Source organism: Acinetobacter sp. TR3 (assembly GCF_027105055.1).
Lineage (GTDB): Bacteria > Pseudomonadota > Gammaproteobacteria > Pseudomonadales > Moraxellaceae > Acinetobacter.
Window position 1 is genome coordinate 3,234,743 of record NZ_CP114264.1, and the last position, 18,713, is coordinate 3,253,455.

Genomic DNA, 18,713 nt, shown 5'->3' on the forward strand with positions numbered 1-18,713 from the left:
GCAGAATGTGATACATGTTGATATGTTTTCCAGATATCTCTTATTCTTGTTATAGTTCAATTCATTTAGATCAAAAGTCTCTCTTAAACTGATTCATCTCATTTTCAGAAGAATAGAAAATACAATCATGCGCTTTTTAATTTTTTCAGGGTTAATTATTTTCTTATTAGGGTTAAGTTATCAAACTCAGAAACACCCTCAACTAAAATTCAATTCATTAGCTGACCGTATCACTCATCCAATAGATACTCGCCTGCGTTATCGAATCGCTGAGGTAGATCCTCGTTTTAAACTCAGTATTGAACAAGTACAAGAAATCAGCCAACAAGCAACTCAAATTTGGAAAGATGGTACAGGTCAAGATTATTTTGTTTATGATCCGAATGCCCAGCTTGCAATTCATCTCATTTACGATGAACGCCAACAAGAAAGTGAACAACGCCGAGAACATATAACTCAACTCGAAGCGAATCAACAGGTATGGAAAGATAAAAAACAGCAATTAGATCAAATTGAACAAGAAATTATGCGGAGTAAGCAATTTTTAGATTTAAAACAACAACAACTCCATCAACAAATTCAGCAATATAATCAAGAGCAGCTTTCTGCTCAACACAACCAATCTTCATCTGGGAATTCGACATATTTTCAGCAGAGACAGCAAGAGCTACAAAGTAATATTGAGTTAGTGCAACAAGAAGTTAATCAATACAATCAAAGAATTACTCAGTTAAATCAAAAAATAGATGAACTTAATTCACTGGATCAACAACTAGATGCTTCAGTTAAACAATACAAACAACGCTTTCAACCCCATTTATTCCATAAAGGTTTATTTAATGGGAAACAGATATTAATCTATGAGTTTGAATCAGATAACGATTTACGATTAACACTAGCGCATGAACTAGGACATGCCCTTGGTTTACAACATGCAAACAGCCCTCAAGCTTTAATGTACCCTATTATGAAAGATCAAGAGATGGATCATTTCCGTCTCACTCAGGCTGACCGTGATTTATTATTAACAAGATAGCCTTTTATGACTGAATGAATATTAGATTTTAGAAAATGACGATGGACCTTAAATGTCATAAATGACCAATTTTTAACTTAAAAGTAAAAAAATTCCCCATTTTCAAAAATATTTACAAAAGTTAACAATAGGGTGATTTTTTGCCATCTTTTTCAGAAATTTCCATCAGTTTATATTTAATACTTTGATATTTTTCGACTTAAGATTAAAAAACAAACAACTATTTTTCTTTTCCATTGTGTAAATTATTCGATTTAATTTTTTATTTATTAGAAAAAAATCACACTTTTTATCTATATTTATTAAATGTATAGCGTTTTGACGAAACCTAGAGATTGCTTAAAAATAAGCTTTATTTAGGAGAGATTGCTCATGCGCCATCATCATTTCGCTTTTTTTGCTGCGTGTTTATGCATGGGAATTTCTAATCTCTCTTACGCACAAAGCAGCTCAGTCAATAACAATATTCACCCACATGAGTTGATAAAAGCTCCACTACATTATCGTATTGCTGACATTGATCCACGATTTAATTTAGATACTCAACAGGTGCTTGAGTTGACCCAACAAGCAGCTAAAATTTGGGAAAAAGAAACAGGTCAACAGCACTTTATTTACGATCCCCAAGCAGAATTTACGATCAATCTGGTTTTTGATGAACGTCAACAACGTAGTGCTGAACGTGTTCAAAACTTAGATCAACTCAAACAACAACAAGATCAATGGGAACAACAAAATCAACAATTACAGCAGTTCAAAGATGAGGTGCAAAAAACAACCAGTCTAATCGCCAGTAAACAATCTCAGCTTACAGCACAATTTCAACAGTACAATGTAGACGTACAACGTTTTAATCAAATGCGTTCATCATCGAAAGAATTAGCGGAGCAATTAAGCCAACGCCAAAAAGCATTACAGCAACAATCCGCTATCCTACAACAAGAGATTCAAGTTCATAATCAAAAAACTCAGCAACTGAATCGAGATATTCAAAAACTCAATCAAAATAATAAGCAGCTTGTGGCATCAGCTCATCAATTTAATCAAACATTTCAGCCACGTTTGTTTCACAAAGGGAATTTCAATGGTAAACAGATTTATATTTACGAGTTTTCATCTAAAAATGATCTACGTTTGACGCTCGCACATGAGTTTGGTCATGCACTTGGGCTAGAGCATACCAATGATCCAACATCGCTGATGTATCCAATTATTCAGCAACAAAATCTTGAAAAACTTTCACTAACTGAAGCAGACCGAGATCTTGTTCGAACAATGACACCCCCTTCCTCAACAAATGATTTGACAATGTCAGTTTCTGACAAAAATTGATCATTTAATATATTTATTTGCATTAAATGAAATTTATTTACGTGAAATAGAATGTATTTTATTATGTTCTATTTCATCTTATTTAATTTAAACTTTGAAAAAATGATTAAATTTAAACCACTGTAATCTGATCTATTGTGTAATATTTATAGAAAAAATAGCATATTAAAGTTCGTTTATTCTCGTCTATTTTGATAATTTTTTCGTCCCAACCTGAAATTAAAACTAGCATAAAACAGCTTTTGGGTAATTTGACTACAAATTAAATTTGATTAAAATGCGACCTTTTTCAATCTTTATCTTTCGTTATGCACCCGTTCTCCCTTGTTTTGGCTACATGCTTTTTCATGATAGCTTCAGCAACTGCTTTCGCTCAAATTTCAGCAAACTCAAGCAAAAATCCGATTGCATACAGTAGCAATAATCCCCTGCACTATCGCATCGCAAGCTTAGATCCTCGCTTAAATATAAGTTCGCAACAAATGATCGAACTATCGAAACAAGCTGCTGCGATCTGGGAAAAAGATACAGGTCAAAAGTATTTTGTTTACGATCCTAAAGCAGAGTTAGTCATTCATTTAGTGTTTGATCAACGTCAAGTTCGTAGTATGAAACGCTCAGAGAATCTATACCTATTGGAGCAGAAGCAACAAATCTGGTTAAATCAAAATCAGCAACTTCAAAATATAAGAGAAAATTTAGCGCAGTCAGCAACGCAACTCGAATTGCAAAAAATTGAGTACCAAAGTAATACTGCGAAATACCAGAAAACGTTGCAAAAATTAGAAAATTCACGCTTGCACAAAAGTCTAATGATGACTCTTCAACAGCAACAACAACTGTTAAAACAACAATCTGCTGACTTACAGAATCAAATTGAACAGCATAATTTGTTGGTTCAACAACTGAACAATGAAATGGAAAAATCCAAACAACTGCATCAGCAGTTAAATGAATCTGTTACAGCATTTAATCAAAACTTTAAACCACAAGTCATACATAAAGGTCAATTTGATGGAAAACAGATTTTTATTTATGAATTTTCATCACTTGATGATTTACGCCTCACTCTGGCACATGAGTTTGGACATGCACTAGGTTTAAAGCATACCAAAGATCCAAAATCACTGATGTATCCAAGAATCAAGGAACAAGATGCGAAGAACTTTCAACTCGCAGATGTCGATCTGGAACTACTCGGCTTTTCTCGTTAAGTCTCTGTTATAAGGATATGAGAAATCTATAAGCTGATGTTTTTAAAAAAGATCGTAACAATGAGTCGATTCTTTTGATTTATTCATGTTATTGTGGTGTCAAAACATCATCTTAGTCTTAATGGAGATCAGCATGAGTTATTATCATATCCTCATTGAAGTGAATGACCACATCAGTACGATTGAACAGACTCGTGATATTGAAATCTTAGATATTCAGGATCTTAGTCCGTATCTTCATTCTATTTTGATCCCCTATTTCAATGAACATGAATTAGAGTTTGAAGATGAGAATCTTACTTATAATGAAGTTCTACATCTCGAAGTTAAACAAACGCTCTTGCCGATTGAACACTTGATTGAAGAAGAACAAAAACAACTACCTAGCGATACAGATGTGACCATTACTGCTTACGAGATTTTTAATGATCGTGATTTAAGCCAAGATGTCACTGCTGTAATTTTTGATATTTTAGAAGCCATAAAATTAGATGCTGCACCCTAAATAAAATAAGGTCTGCGTTTAAGCAGACCTTATTTTATTTAAATATACTTATTGCATCATTTGCTTGGCTTGCTCTTGTCTAAATGCACGTAAAATCTGCTGCCCAGCGCGACCTGTTGGATTCAAACCTAAACGACTTTGCTCTTGGCGAATGGCTTGACGACTTTTGTCTCCAATCAATCCATCCACCACACCAATATCATAACCTCGCTTGACCAAAAACTGCTGAATTTCGCGACGCTCTGCTCGAGAAGTCCCTGCATCATCCGTTGGCCAAGACGTTAAAAATGCTGTTCCACCACGTAAACGATCAGATAAATGGGCAATCGCCAAACCATAACTTTCAGCGGCGTTATAACTATAAATCGCATCAAAATTTTTAAAGACCAAAAATACTGGGCCATTTGCTCCTGCTGGTGAAATCAACCCCGCTGGCGTACTACCCGATAAATTACCTTGAATTAAAGCTGTACCATCAGCACGTATCACTCCTTGCTCAATCCAACTATTTAGAGATTTTTTATTACGACGGCTTTCACCCGCAATCGACACACCTTGTGGAATTTTGACTTCAAAGCCCCATGGCAATCCTGTTTGCCAACCTGCTTGCTTTAAAAAGTTTGCAGTTGAAGCCAAAGCATCTGCTGTACTTGAAACTAAATCACGGCGGCCATCACCATCAAAGTCTACCGCCAAACGTTCATAAGTCGATGGCATAAACTGGGTATGCCCAAATGCACCTGCCCAAGAACCATAAAGTTGATCTTGGGTTAAATCACCGCGCTGTAAAATACGCATCGCGGCAAAAAATTCACCACGGAAATAACTCTGACGGCGTCCCTCACAACTTAATGTACCTAAGGCTTGTAATAAAGGATATTTACCTGAAATATCTCCATAATTACTTTCTACCCCCCAAACGGCCACCACAGTTTCCGCAGGTACGCCATAAGCTTGCTCGACTCGATTCAAGACAGCACGATGTTGAGCAAGTTTTTGTTTGCCCGCTTGGACACGCTCATCATCAACCAAACCAGATAAATAATCCCAAATTGCAGTTGAAAACTCAGGTTGATAATTTAATTTATCAATCACTGAATAATCTGGGTTTAGGTTTTGGGTATAGCGATCATAACTCGAAGCCGAAACACCTGAAGCAATTGCTTGCGAGCGTAAATTTGCTAAGCAACCTTGAAAATCTGAATTTGAAGTATATGTACTCGGACTTGAAACAGTTGTTGCAGAAGGAGAAAATGCTGCACCATTAATCACAAGTTCAGCATGTGCCTGACTGAAAAACGTAAAAATGGCAGTGCCTAGAAAAAAAGAAAAATAATGTTTCATGACTTAACCAAAATATTTGAATTCAAATTTCCATATCACCTTAACACGCTGCTTGAGTATGTATCGTTTGGAAACGTAACTTTGAATTCATTTATTGTCTTTTAAATTTAAAACCTAATTTTTAAATTCATAATTCTACCGTAGTTTTAAATTTAAAGTTATCAACACCCTTCATTTAAATTCAAAACAAGCATCAATCACTATCTGTATTTTTGAATTTAAAAATAACTTCATATCGACCATATTTTTTGAATTCAAAAACTCCCATTCAATTTAAATTCATTCCAACCGATTAAAACAGCTTAAACCCACACATTATTCCTTACATTTCATAAAATTGAGATCAAAAATAGATATCCACAATCTCAAAATTTAAATTCAAAACACAGTGATACCTTTAGTTTTAAATTTAAAAACTGCATATTTTTGAATTTAAACCACAACACCCAATAACCCACCATAGTTTAAATTCAAATTTTTCACACTATTTTAAATTCAAAAGCCCAGCTTAAAGTTATCCACAGCACACCCAAAGTAGTATCGCGCATCTTTTGAATTTAAAACTTTAAATTTAAAATAGTAGACGATAAAAAAGCGATCCGAAGATCGCTTTTAGATAATGTGGATAAGTTTAGAGGTTCATATCCGCTGTTAATGCCAATGGCACAGGTAAAATCTGAGCTAATTGGCGGCATAACACGGTCAATTCATCACTATTGTTTGGCATCAAAGTAATATGACCAAGCTTACGACCAGCACGCTCAGACTTATTATAAAGATGTAAATGCGCACCTTTGAGTGCTAAAACATCTTCTGATTTAGGATGTTGACCAATAATATTAATCATCACTGTTGGACGCACAACATCGGTTGAACCGAGTGGCAAGCCTGCTACTGCACGAATATGGTTTTCAAATTGCGAGCAAATTGCGCCTTCAATTGACCAATGACCTGAGTTATGGACACGACATGCCATTTCATTGGCATATAAGCCTTGCTCAGTCACGAACAGTTCAAGTGTCAATACACCCACATAATTGAGATGATTCAACAAACGAGTAATATAATCTTGCGCAACTGGCTGTAAATCTGTGCTATTTGGTGCAGGAACAATGGAGTGTGACAAGATACCATTGTGATGGTGGTTTTCTGCCAAAGCCCAAGTTTTCACATCACCATTTTGTCCGCGCACCGCAATAATCGACACTTCACGGCTGAATTTCACAAAACTTTCAGCAATCAAGCTTTTTGCAGGCCCTAATTCAGCCCAAGCCGTATCAATTTGATCCTCTGAACGTAACACAAACTGACCTTTACCATCGTAGCCACCTGTTACGGTTTTTAATACGATAGGCAAGCCTAACTCAGCCACGGCTTGCTTTAAGCTCTCTAAACTATCCACAGCACGATAGGGTGCAACTGGGATAGCCAATTGATCAAATAAAGCTTTTTCAGCCAAACGGTTTTGAGCGGTTGCCAAAGCAAGGCGAGGAGGGTGTAGTGTTTTGGTTTGGGTCAACACATCTACGTCGGCAACAGGTGTATTTTCAAATTCAAGGCTAAAGACATCGGCACTTGCGATGAAATCTTGTAAGCCTTGTTCATTTTTACTGGAAAATACAGGACCTAAAATTGCTGCAGGACAATTAGTTTCTGCTTCAAAAAAAGTACATTGAAGATTGAGTGGTAAAGCTGCTTGCGCCATCATGCGTCCAAGCTGTCCGCCACCAAAAATACCGATGGTTTTATTCATGATTGGCCTCGTTACACTTGACCAGGAATATTATTGCTCGATACTTTTTCCGTTTGTGCACTACGGAAATCAGCCACATTTTTAGCAATATCTGGACGTGTTAAACCAAGAATTTGCGCCGCAAGAATCGCAGCATTGGTTGCACCAGCCTGACCAATCGCTAAAGTACCTACCGCAATACCCGCTGGCATTTGTACAATCGAAAGCAATGAATCTACGCCATTTAAAATTGAAGATTTAACAGGCACGCCAAGCACAGGCAAATCAGTTTTAGCAGCACACATCCCGGGTAAATGTGCCGCGCCACCCGCACCCGCAATAATCACCTGAATACCACGATCACGTGCTGTTTCAGCATATTCAAATAAACGATCTGGCGTACGGTGCGCAGAAACCACTTCAGCTTCAAAAGGCACACCCAATTGTTTGAGCATGTTAGCAGTATGTTCAAGTGTTGCCCAATCTGATTGAGAACCCATGATAATTCCGACTAAAGGTTGGCTATCTGTTGCGACCGCATTCATTGGCTTTTCCAAAACATGATAAAAATAGAGAAGTATCTCGACTTACGCCAAGTACAAAGGAAGAAATTGGCAAATATTATAGCGGTTTTTTCAAGCATCCCCAACTAAAGAACATTTTTACTGATCCCCAAAATTAGCTTTGATGACGAAAAACAAAATAGACACAGCCCATTAAACAAAGCATCGCCCAGACATAGTCCAACTTGAATGGTTGTTTAAACAGAAAAACCATAAAGGGCACAAACACAATCAGCGTAACGACTTCTTGGGTGATTTTCATTTCTCCCAAACTCCAGCCCTGTTGATTTAATAGTTTAGTTGCAGGAATCATAAAACTATATTCCAATAGGGCAATCAACCAACTAAACAAAATCGCTTGCCAAAGCGGCGCATTGTGTAAAATTTTCAAATGCCCATACCATGCTAAAGTCATGAAGCAATTGGAGATAATTAACAATAAAAGGGGGAGCGATAAAGCCATTTTTAGCTCAAATGATTTTTGGAGTACTTTTATATTAAAATGAAAAAATTTACTAAGGGTAGTGATATGAAAAAATTAATTTTGTTAATTCTTTTAGTGCTATTCATAAATCATAGCTACGCTAAGGAGCAAGTAATGGAAAATCAGAATGATGTATTCAATGACTTTGCGACTCAACTCATTCAAGATGATAAAAATCCAACTTTTAATCGAGAATTTTTAAAGCCAAAACAATTAGATTACTCATTGGAAAGTTTAAACTTTATAAATGAATTCTTAATTGATGCAGATAAAAAAGAATTACATTTAATGCCTTATGAAGACGTTGTTCGCCTTGCTTTGCGTACAGGGGCTTATGTAGGTGAAACTGTTCGAAAAAATGATAAAAATATAGAATGGAATTGGGTTGAATATGATGAAGCAATCAAACTTCATCCTGAAATTGGTCAATATCAAGAAAAATCACTAGGAACTCGATTTCTATTGATTGGTACAAGTAAAAAGGATACTTTCGTGCATTTTTCATTTCCAATCAATAAGGTTTTAAAAAACTTAGAAAATGGTGATGAAGACAGTGTATATGCTTTCGCATTAACGCAAGTGAAATTACAAGATGAAATGCAGAATTTAGAAATCGATGCAAATAATCTAAATTAAGTCACTATCTTTTCCCCTTAACCCTTGCTATCGTTGCTTTCAAATCGAATTAATCACGACAACAGCACAACAAAAAGTGATGTGTCTAAAAAGCAGTGGAGTTAAAAAGAATGCATCTGCATATTCTGGGTATTTGTGGCACCTTTATGGGGTCTTTGGCTCTACTCGCACGAGATTTAGGACATAAAGTCACAGGCTCAGATGCCAATGTTTATCCACCGATGTCAACTCAACTAGAAAATGCGGGTATCGGGTTAATGCAAGGCTATGATCGTAGCCATTTACAACCGCATCCCGATCTTGTCATCGTCGGCAATGCCATGAAACGTGGTATTGATGCCATCGAATACATGCTCAACGAAGGACTCCCTTATATTTCAGGTCCACAATTTCTAGCTGATCATGTACTACAAGGCAAACATGTCCTCGGTGTGGCAGGTACACATGGTAAAACCACAACCACAACCATGTTGGCTTGGGTATTGGATCAAGCAGGTTTAAATCCGGGTTTCTTGATCGGCGGCGTACCGCTTGGTTTTAGTGAGAGCGCACGTCTAGGTGGTGGAAAATATTTCTGTGTAGAAGCCGATGAATATGACTCTGCCTTCTTCGATAAACGTTCTAAGTTCGTTCACTATCATCCAAAAACTGCGATTTTAAATAATCTTGAATTTGATCATGCCGACATCTTTGATGACCTCGCTGCCATTCAAAAACAGTTCCATCATTTAGTGCGTACCATTCCAAGTGAAGGTCGTATTATTGCGCCAATTACTGAAACCAATATTGATGAAGTACTAGAACAGGGCTGTTGGACGCCTGTGGTTCGTACTAGTCTTGAGCCAAATGACCAAGCTGCTTTATCTGCGGCGCTGATCAGTGCCGATGGCAGTCATTTTAACGTGCTTGAACACAGTCAAGTGATCGGTACAGTCAAATGGAATATGACAGGGCAACATAGCGTTGCCAATGCTTTGGCGACGATTGCTGCGGCACAACATGTGGGTGTAACGATTGAACAAGCCTGTGAAGCTTTATCCAACTTCGGTGGTGTTAAACGCCGTATGGAGCTGTTAGGCACGGTACGTGGCATCGAAGTCTACGATGACTTTGCCCATCACCCAACTGCGATTGAAACCACATTGGACGGCGCACGTAAACGTCTAGGCGAACGTAAACTTTGGGCGATCATTGAACCTCGTTCTAACACCATGCGTATGGGCAGCCATAAAGATGGTTTGGCACATTCAGCGCGTTTGGCTGATGAAGTGATTTGGTATCAACCAGAAGGTTTGGATTGGGATCTACAACCTGTGATCTCTGCGTCATCAAACAAGGCTGAAGTCAGCCGTTCATTAGATGACATCATTGCCCGTGTGGTGAATGAAGCAGGTGAGGGCGATGCTGTGGTCATCATGTCCAATGGTGGCTTTGGTGGATTACACCAAAAGTTGATTAAGGCTTTATCGTAATTAACCTCAACACTTTCTCTAACTTATTGAAAAACTATTGCCTCAACGGAGTCTTGCAAGTTCTTATCTAATTTCTGGATCAGCCTGCGGCTCGCCCTACTTTTCTTTCGGGAAAAGTAGGCAAAACCATTGTCATCTGCAAAACCTGTCCTCTTCTTGCATTAATCAACATATATCGCAGAAACAGTCTCTTACTTAAACCACGCAGGTTGCAGATGACGTTTCCGAGTATCACATTTCCTCGAAGTTATATTAATTCAGATCGTGACAGGCGGCATGGATGCCGCCAGTTGAGCAGTTCTTGCGCTGCTTTTCAAAGCAGTGCTTTGAAAAATTGCTCAGGATGTACCCTCTGCTCAACAAAAGATTTTTGTTACTTTTCATCTTTGAAAAGTAAGGAAACGCCTATACCCAAACAACTCGACTATTCAGCCTATATGAGGCTGTGAAATATTGCCGAATAAACATATTTGTCCATGCATTTAAAATTGCAATCAACTCAGTTTATTCACCAATTTTAACGGCAAAATCTTCATTGCAATCCCCATTGGCAACCATGGCCACTGCGGCACATAAGCCTTCACTGGTTCCTTCTCAATCGCTTTCACCAAAGCCTTACTTCCCGTTTTCTCATCCACCTCAAATGGTAACTTCTTCGCACCTTCATTCAACTCAGTTCGAATATAACCAGGGAAAATCGTCGAGACTTTGATTGGAGTATGCAGCAACTCAGCACGAATCCCTTCAGCCAAATGTGCCACCGCTGCCTTACTGGCTGCATAGGTCGATAAATGCTTGGGTAAACCACGCATCGCACTCATGGACGAAATCATCACCAAATGGCCTTTATTTTGCGCTCTAAAGATTTCAACCGCCGCTTCACACTGTGCCAGTGCCGAAATAAAATTGGTTTCAGCCGTAGCGCGGTTTACATCAAAATGCCCTTTACCGATACGACGACCTTCGCCTACACCTGCATTGACAATGATTCGGTCAATTGTCCCAAATTCTTGCTGAAAAGCTTTAAAAACCGTAAACACATCATCGTAATGAGTGACATCTAATACCTTGATACCCACTTGAATTGAATACTGGCTTTGTAATTCTTGCTTTAGTGTTTCTAAGCGCTCTAAACGTCGTGCACAAAGGGCAAGATTATAGCCTTTGGCGGCAAATTCACGCGCCATGCCTGCGCCCAAACCCGAGCTTGCCCCTGTAATTAAAATCGTCTTTGCCATGCCTGCCACCTATTTTTTAAATCCATGTTAAAAGTTCAGCATCACGCGCTTTTAAATAATGATGCTCATTAAAACTGAGTAATTGCAAACGACCATCTGTCCAACGCAATGTGGTGATACTGGCATTGGCAATCGACCAATTCAGCGCAAAGATCTGCTTTGCATTCAAACCCAATACTTTACCTACCGCCACAGAAATCACACCGCCTGAACTAAACACCACCGCCTGACGGGGTTGCGTAGCATCAATCTTCTGACACAAGCCGTGCAAAGCACTTTCTACACGCGATTGAAAGCCTAACCAAGTCTCATGATATTCATGGTCATATTGTTCTCCAATCCAGCGATCAATCGCCCCATCAAAAATTTTGGCGAGGTAAGCACGTGGATTGGCCACCAAATCAACATCCTGTTTCAGCAATTCAGGTTGATTAAAACGCGGTTCGTATTGTGCAAACACCTGTTGATGATCAAACTCATTCCATGCAGATTCGGTTTGAATCGGCGCATCACAAAAACTTTGCGATAAAGCGAGTTGCGCCGTCTGCTGATGACGTTGCATTGAACCTGCAACCACTAAAGGCGTTTGTTTTAGGGTTTGTTTAAAAAAATCACCCACAACCTGTGCCTGTTGTTCACCTTTAGCTGAAAGCTGATCATAGCTCGCTGCACCAAAGGATGCTTGCCCATGCCGCACCAAATAAATCGTGCTCATTGTTTTAAAATATCCTGTAGTTTTGCAGCATATTCAGGAATCAACTGCTGTGCTTCAGTATTGTTTTGGGCTATCAGTTTTAAAGCCCGAATATGTAAGGCATGAATCAAAATCCAAAAACCCTTAAAGGCAGGATTATCAGTTTGCTGATGGTAATAACGATAATAAATCTGTTGCGCAATCACGGCTAAACGAAACAAACCAAACACTTCATAAAAAGCCCAATTCGTTGGTTGCAAACCTGTTTTTTCCAGATAGTAATCCACCACCTGTTGACGTGTCAGCATACCTTTTAAATTGGTCGGTTGGCGGCGGCTTGATTTCATCAGCGCATCATCATCCTCTTGAATCCAGTAGGCGAGGGCACCGCCCAAATCCATCAATGGATCACCGAGTGTCGCCATTTCCCAATCTAGCACCCCAATCACTTGAGTCGGCTGTTGTGGATCTAAAATGACATTATCAAAACGCCAGTCATTATGAATTACACAAGTTTTAGAATCGGCAGGAATATGTTGCTGTAGCCATTGGCGAACAAAGGCAAAATCAGGCACATTCGGCGTGAGTGCTTTGCTATAACGTGCATCCCAACCTTCGACTTGACGGCGACAATAACCTTCACCTTTGCCCAGTTGTTCCAATTCTGTACCTTGATAAGGTACTTGATGCAGTTCAATCAATTTATCTAGAACATTCAGGCACAATTGCTGTACCTGTTGCTCATCTAACTGTAATTCTTTCGGTAAATTGGCGCGTGGAATAATTCCCTCAATCCGATTCATGACATAGAAGTCACAGCCAATCACGCTCTCGTCCTGACACAATGCGACCATCTCAGGTAGGACAGGGTAGAACGGCGCAAGATGCTTCTGCACATTGTATTCACGCGCCATATCATGCGCTGATTTGGCTTTGGTACCTTTGGGTGGACGACGTAAAATGAGATCAGCATTGTCATACTGCAAACGATAGGTCCAATTCGATGCGCCACCCGAATATTGGGTCACTTGTGCCTGTCCTTGTAGATTTACACCTTGGTCTTTTAACCACGTTTCCACTGCGGAAATATCCAATTCTTCACCGTGACGAACCTGACCGCCAACATCAATTACTGCCATTTGCTTTTATCCTTATCAACGACCATAGCCACGTTTTTTGAGTTCTAATTTGGCAATCATGCCTTTATGAACCTCATCTGGTCCATCAGCTAAACGTAAACTGCGTGCTTGGTTAAAAAATGCAGTCAGTGGGGTATCACGTGAAACACCTTCGCCACCGTGGATTTGAATCGCCATATCCACCACGTTTTGTAATACAGTCGGTGCAACCACTTTAATTGCTGAGATTTCCGTAAGTGCAGCCATATTACCTAAAGTGTCCATCTTGTAAGCGGCATACAGCGTTAATAAACGGGCTTGGTCGATTTGCACACGTGCTTCCGCGACTCGTTCTAAATTGCCGCCTAATTTAAGTAACTCTTTACCAAAGGCTTTACGTGACATGCCTCGATCAATCATCAGCTCCAATGCTTTTTCTGCTGCGCCAATACAACGCATGCAATGATGGATTCGCCCAGGCCCTAAACGCCCTTGTGCAATTTCAAAACCTTGTCCTGCACCACCAATAAAGTTGCCGACAGGCACACGTACATTGTCAAAACTGACCTGTCCATGTCCATGCGGTGCATCATAGTCACCAAAGACTGGCAACATTCTTTCAATCGTCACACCTTGCGTTTCAATTGGAACAAGTACCATTGAATGTTGATGATGACGGTCTTTGTTAGGATCTGGGGTATAGGCCATGAAAATAATCACTTTGGCATTGGGATCACCCAAGCCCGATGACCACCATTTACGCCCATTCAAGACAATTTCATCACCTTCAATCACTGCAGTGGCCTGCATATTAGTAGCATCACTAGAAGCCACCGCAGGCTCAGTCATACAGAACACTGAACGGATTTCACCAGCAAGCAGGGGTTGTAACCATTGTCGTTTTTGCTCATCGCTACCATAACGCCACAACACTTCCATATTGCCGCTATCAGGCGCATTACAGTTAAATACAGTTGGTGCAAGTAAGCTACGCCCAGTCAGTTCGGCAATATGCGCATATTCCTGAACCGATAAACCAGCACCCAATTCCGCATCGGGCAAAAACATATTCCATAAGCCAGCCGCTTTAGCTTTATTCTTGAGCTGTTCGAGTTGCGCTGGCCATTGCCATTTGGTCCAGTCCCCATCGACATTTAAATGATGCACTTCATCCCAAAATGCTTTTTCAATCGGTTCTATTTCTTGTTGAATAAAGGCTTGCGTTCGTGCAATAAAATCCTGTGCGCGCTCAGATAATGCAAACATCATCATTTCCCTCAATGTAAAATGTGGCGAATATTGATTCGCTGCTTTACATCACCATAAGCGAAAATTTATTATGAATGAAATGATTTTATTTTATTCAAAACTATGAATCAGATTCATAATAGCAACCCATTGGAAGTGGGACATTTTCATCGAATTGATATTAATTTATATCCGCTTTTTATTGCGATTTTTGAACAAAAAAGTATTTCTAAAGCTGCACAACTGCTCTGTATCAGCCAATCTGCGGTCAGTCATGCTTTACAACGTTTACGTGTACAACTTAAAGATGAACTGTTTGTGCGTAGTGGGCAAAAAATGCTACCCACCCCCTATGCCGAGCAAATTTATCAGCCGATTCAAATGGCTTTATTGAGTATTCAAAAGATCGCTATGCCTCAGCAAGATTTTATGCCGAGCATGCTACAAAGTATAAAAATCGCGATTCATGATGAAATCGAACCCATTATTTTTCCTCAATTGGTCAATCACTTTGCGAAACAAAACCTGAATATCCAGTTTTTTAGCTCTAAACTCGATCGTAAAAATATGTTGGCTGATCTTTCTGCACAACAAATTGATTTTGTAATTGATTTAGTACAGCCATATCAAGCCAATTTACAGTTTGAAAACCTGATTGAAGATCATTTTGTGGTCTGTACTCAGCAAGCTGAAATGGATTTATCTCTGTATTTATCATCACCACACATTGGTGTCTCATCACGGCGTACAGGCTTATTATTGGAAGATATTTATCTTAATCGCCAACAATTGTCTCGGCAAATTTTTCTACGCTGCCAGCACTATTCGACAGCTTTACAGGTATTAGCGCAGCATCCAGATGCAATACTGACTGTCCCTCAAAGTATCCTTAAACATTTGCACTATTCAAAGGATTTACAGATTCATGCGCTCCCGATTGAATTACCCAAAATCAATATGGGTATGTATTGGCATGAGCATGTCAAACACAATGCAAGACATCAGTTTTTACGCGCAGAGATTTTGAAAATTTTTAATCCTGACTTAATTTGCTGAAGATTTGCACATTTGCTAAAAATGTGTAATTCTATATACACATTTGGATGTCACCATCCATACAGAATTAGTTTGACAAGGGGAGTAGCCTCCTCCAAACCTAGGTAGTGTAGTTTAAATACTTAGGTGTCAGAGCTTCGTCATTACACTTTGCAAAAAGTCGGACTCTGAGCATCACAATCAATTTGTGATGTAGGCAAGACCTTGATCATGTTGAAACAGATGTATTTATTCATCTAGCAACTGGTCAAGGTTTTTTTATGTCCAGTTGCTAGATAGGGAGTTGTGATGGAAACTATCGGTAATCTATGGCTGTATGTCGTATTCTTCGGCCTTGTCACAGTCATGCTTTTGGTCGATTTTTTAGGCTTTAAACAAAAACAAAACCAAGATGTTCCAATCAAGCAAGCCGCTTACTGGAGTATTGCTTGGGTCACTGTAGCAATGCTATTTGGTGGGGGATTGTGGCTCTATCTACAGCAAACAGTAGGGCTCACCCTTGCGAATCAAAAAACCATGGAATACTTCGCAGGTTATCTACTGGAAAAATCACTGGCAATTGATAACGTCTTCGTTTGGCTGATGATCTTCGCAGCATTTGCAATTCCATCTGCATTGCAACGTAAAATCTTACTTTATGGTGTATTAGGTGCGATTGTTTTAAGAACCATCTTTATCTTTATTGGGGCTTGGTTCGTTCAAGAATTTTCTTGGGTACTTTATATCTTCGGTGCATTCCTTGTGTATACAGGTTTTAAATTCTTGAAAGGTCAAGATGAAGAAACCAATATTGAAGATATTAAATTACTGAAATGGTTACGCAAACACATGCGTATTACCCCTCAACTTGAAGGTAATAAATTTTTCGTCCGTCAAAATGGCGTGTTATGGGCAACACCTTTATTTTTAGTTTTAATCTTAGTTGAAGCATCTGATGTTATTTTCGCGGTTGACTCTATTCCTGCGATTTTCGCGGTAACCAGTGACCCGTTCATTGTCCTGACTGCAAACCTGATGGCGATTCTAGGCCTACGTGCAATGTTCTTCTTACTTGCTGGCGCTGCATCTAAATTACATTATTTGCCTTATGGTTTAGGCATTATCTTATTGTTTATTGGTGCGAAGATGTTATTGCTTGATGTATTCCATATGCCAATCTGGATCTCACTCGGCTTTATTATTGTAACTTTGACAATCACTGCTTATTTGTCATTACGTCACAACAAAAAACAACCGCAATCTTAATACATCATATAGGGCATCTAATAAAAATTTGGATGCCCTATTATTTAAAATATAAGAATAGACTATACATTAAAAAAACAGATCAATATGATATGTCGGCTTATCACTTTTATCTTTCTTAATCAGAAACATAATAAACAAGACTTGCTCACATATTTATGTCGATCAAGCAAATTAAAATGAGTGGGGTCTCATGCGTTCTAAAAAAATTAATCTTGTAGTTGTACCATTATTACTGAGTGCTTGCAGCCATAATGATGGGCCGCTAGTACAAGATGTTTATAACAATCAATATGATTGTGCAACAGACTGGAATACTGAAACTTGTGAAGAAGAAAATAGCTCAGGGGGTGGAAGTTCTACTGCTGGCGTTCGTTATTATGGTGGCTTTGGTTCTGGGCGTTATTTAGGACCACAATATTATCAACATAATCGTGAAGTCTCTTTTAAAGGCAACACCTTGAGACCACATACCAATCTCAGTGTGGGACAACCTTCAATTTCAACCACTGCAAAACGCTATTCTGTATCATCACCTATTCGTGGCGGTTTCGGTCGTGGCGGCTCATCATTTGGTGGCTAATTAAAAGACTGAAACTCAAGATGAAAAGAAAAATCCTTACACCGCGTACCGACTGGCAGCTTGAGCACCAAAAGATTGGTTTTGACTACTTTAACTTACCCTCACTGGATGGTTCGATTTATTGGTCAGAAGGAATTGCCTACGAATTTACATTGAAGCAAATTGAACAGCTTGAAGATGCAGCCAATGAGCTCCACCAAATGTGTTTAGCTGTGACAAGTGATTTGATTCAACGCGGTAATTATCCTGATTATTTCCAGATTCCATCTGCCGCAATTGCACAAATCGAGCAGTCTTGGCGACAAAATGCGCCAATGCTATATGGACGCTTTGACTTTGCCTATGATGGGCGCAATATCAAAATGCTGGAATACAATGCTGATACTCCCACAGGACTGTTAGAGGCATCAGTAGCACAATGGCTCTGGATCGAACAAGTATCTGGGATTTCGAATCGAGATCAGTTTAACAGTATTCACGAAGACTTGATTAAGCGTTGGGGAACGATTCTACCGCGAGGAAGTCACGTGCATTTTGCAGCCTGTCAGGAGGCAGGGCGAGAGGATTGGGGCAATCTAGAATATTTAATGGATACGGCTTTTCAAGCGCATCTACAAGTTTCTGAACTTTCAATGGAAAATATTGGCTGGAATGGACAACGTTTTGTTGATCTGAATAATCGACCGATTCAAAACCTATTCAAGTTATATCCTTGGGAATGGATTTGGGAAGAATCATTCTCTCAATATCTGAGTCCGCAATCGAATTGGATCGAACCATGTTGGAAAATGCTACTCTCCAATAAAGCGATTTTAGTCGAACTTTGGAAACGCTATCCAAATCACCCACTTTTGGTCGAGACTCATCATTTTGATCCACAGCAAAAATTCTCTGGCAAATGGGTGAAAAAACCGATCTTAGCAAGGGAAGGGGCGAATATCCGAGTATTGCAAGATGGTCAAGATCAAGGAGCTGCTTCTGGTAGTTTCTATTTTGATGACTATGATAAATATGGCTATGTGGTACAAAAATGGGTAGAGACTCCATTATTTTCAGGACAGCTACCAACGCTCGGTTTATGGATGGTCGGACATCAATGTGCTGGCATGTCTATTCGAGAAGACTGCTACGACATTATTGGCAATGATGCCCATTTTGCCGCACATTATTTTGTGGAATAATTTGCAGATTGAATCATTCAAGCCTTAACATG

Annotated in this window: 18 protein-coding genes; 10 read left to right on the top strand and 8 right to left on the bottom strand. The window is 39.2% G+C overall.

The window, feature by feature from the left end; translation table 11 throughout:
• Positions 1-127 precede the first annotated feature (127 nt).
• The 4 genes from O1449_RS15530 to O1449_RS15545 all read left to right on the top strand — a co-directional run bounded on the left by O1449_RS15530 (position 128) and on the right by O1449_RS15545 (position 4,087).
• Entirely contained in the window at positions 128-1,036 is a 909-nt protein-coding gene (locus O1449_RS15530) for a matrixin family metalloprotease (protein ID WP_269238774.1), read from the top strand.
• A 372-nt stretch (positions 1,037-1,408) separates the two neighbouring features.
• Complete coding sequence (locus O1449_RS15535; RefSeq protein WP_269238775.1) at positions 1,409-2,368, top strand: matrixin family metalloprotease; 960 nt, start codon at positions 1,409-1,411, stop codon at positions 2,366-2,368.
• Between the two features lie 308 nt (positions 2,369-2,676).
• A complete protein-coding gene (locus tag O1449_RS15540; RefSeq protein ID WP_269238776.1) occupies positions 2,677-3,582 on the top strand; it encodes a matrixin family metalloprotease in 906 nt (301 codons plus the stop codon).
• A gap of 121 nt (positions 3,583-3,703) precedes the next feature.
• Positions 3,704-4,087, top strand: a complete 384-nt coding sequence (locus O1449_RS15545; protein ID WP_152630147.1) for a hypothetical protein — start codon at positions 3,704-3,706, stop codon at positions 4,085-4,087.
• 48 nt (positions 4,088-4,135) lie between these two features.
• On the opposite strand, the gene O1449_RS15550 is transcribed toward O1449_RS15545, so the two are convergent.
• From O1449_RS15550 to O1449_RS15565, 4 genes are all read right to left on the bottom strand, one after another.
• Entirely contained in the window at positions 4,136-5,431 is a 1,296-nt protein-coding gene (locus O1449_RS15550) for a lytic murein transglycosylase (protein WP_269238777.1), read from the bottom strand.
• A gap of 631 nt (positions 5,432-6,062) precedes the next feature.
• Complete coding sequence (locus O1449_RS15555) at positions 6,063-7,184, bottom strand: 5-(carboxyamino)imidazole ribonucleotide synthase (protein ID WP_269238778.1); 1,122 nt, start codon at positions 7,182-7,184, stop codon at positions 6,063-6,065.
• A gap of 11 nt (positions 7,185-7,195) precedes the next feature.
• Positions 7,196-7,708 (bottom strand): 5-(carboxyamino)imidazole ribonucleotide mutase, encoded by a 513-nt coding sequence (purE, locus tag O1449_RS15560; RefSeq protein WP_208727585.1) that lies wholly within the window; start codon positions 7,706-7,708, stop codon positions 7,196-7,198.
• A gap of 133 nt (positions 7,709-7,841) precedes the next feature.
• Positions 7,842-8,189: a DMT family protein gene (locus O1449_RS15565; RefSeq protein WP_269238779.1), complete on the bottom strand. Its 348-nt coding sequence runs from the start codon at positions 8,187-8,189 to the stop codon at positions 7,842-7,844.
• A gap of 66 nt (positions 8,190-8,255) precedes the next feature.
• Between O1449_RS15565 and O1449_RS15570 the strand changes: the two genes are divergently transcribed.
• Both O1449_RS15570 and mpl read left to right on the top strand, forming a co-directional pair.
• Positions 8,256-8,846 (top strand): hypothetical protein, encoded by a 591-nt coding sequence (locus tag O1449_RS15570; protein ID WP_269229213.1) that lies wholly within the window; start codon positions 8,256-8,258, stop codon positions 8,844-8,846.
• Between the two features lie 110 nt (positions 8,847-8,956).
• Complete coding sequence (mpl, locus tag O1449_RS15575; protein ID WP_269238780.1) at positions 8,957-10,318, top strand: UDP-N-acetylmuramate:L-alanyl-gamma-D-glutamyl-meso-diaminopimelate ligase; 1,362 nt, start codon at positions 8,957-8,959, stop codon at positions 10,316-10,318.
• A gap of 494 nt (positions 10,319-10,812) precedes the next feature.
• Here the strand turns inward: mpl and O1449_RS15580 are convergent, their stop codons facing one another.
• Genes O1449_RS15580 through O1449_RS15595 form a run of 4 tightly spaced genes read right to left on the bottom strand, consistent with a single transcriptional unit; the run spans position 10,813 to position 14,634 of the window.
• The gene (locus O1449_RS15580) at positions 10,813-11,556 is read right to left on the bottom strand and encodes an SDR family oxidoreductase (protein ID WP_269238781.1); all 744 of its coding nucleotides are present in this window, start codon (positions 11,554-11,556) and stop codon (positions 10,813-10,815) included.
• A gap of 16 nt (positions 11,557-11,572) precedes the next feature.
• A complete protein-coding gene (locus O1449_RS15585) occupies positions 11,573-12,271 on the bottom strand; it encodes a histidine phosphatase family protein (RefSeq protein ID WP_269238782.1) in 699 nt (232 codons plus the stop codon).
• Positions 12,268-13,389 carry a phosphotransferase family protein gene (locus O1449_RS15590; RefSeq protein WP_269238783.1) on the bottom strand — a complete coding sequence of 374 codons (1,122 nt, stop codon included), beginning with the start codon at positions 13,387-13,389 and terminating at the stop codon, positions 12,268-12,270. The genes O1449_RS15585 and O1449_RS15590 overlap by 4 nt, the downstream gene beginning before the upstream one ends.
• A gap of 15 nt (positions 13,390-13,404) precedes the next feature.
• Positions 13,405-14,634, bottom strand: coding sequence for an acyl-CoA dehydrogenase family protein (locus tag O1449_RS15595; protein WP_269229218.1), 1,230 nt, complete (start codon positions 14,632-14,634; stop codon positions 13,405-13,407).
• A gap of 105 nt (positions 14,635-14,739) precedes the next feature.
• On the opposite strand from O1449_RS15595, the gene O1449_RS15600 reads away from it, so the two are divergent.
• The 4 genes from O1449_RS15600 to O1449_RS15615 all read left to right on the top strand — a co-directional run bounded on the left by O1449_RS15600 (position 14,740) and on the right by O1449_RS15615 (position 18,681).
• A complete protein-coding gene (locus tag O1449_RS15600) occupies positions 14,740-15,672 on the top strand; it encodes a LysR family transcriptional regulator (RefSeq protein ID WP_269238784.1) in 933 nt (310 codons plus the stop codon).
• Positions 15,673-15,960: 288 nt separating this feature from the next.
• Positions 15,961-16,917: a TerC family protein gene (locus tag O1449_RS15605; RefSeq protein WP_269229220.1), complete on the top strand. Its 957-nt coding sequence runs from the start codon at positions 15,961-15,963 to the stop codon at positions 16,915-16,917.
• A 193-nt stretch (positions 16,918-17,110) separates the two neighbouring features.
• Positions 17,111-17,500 (top strand): hypothetical protein, encoded by a 390-nt coding sequence (locus O1449_RS15610; RefSeq protein ID WP_269238785.1) that lies wholly within the window; start codon positions 17,111-17,113, stop codon positions 17,498-17,500.
• 20 nt (positions 17,501-17,520) lie between these two features.
• A complete protein-coding gene (locus O1449_RS15615) occupies positions 17,521-18,681 on the top strand; it encodes a glutathionylspermidine synthase family protein (protein WP_269238786.1) in 1,161 nt (386 codons plus the stop codon).
• Positions 18,682-18,713 lie beyond the last annotated feature (32 nt).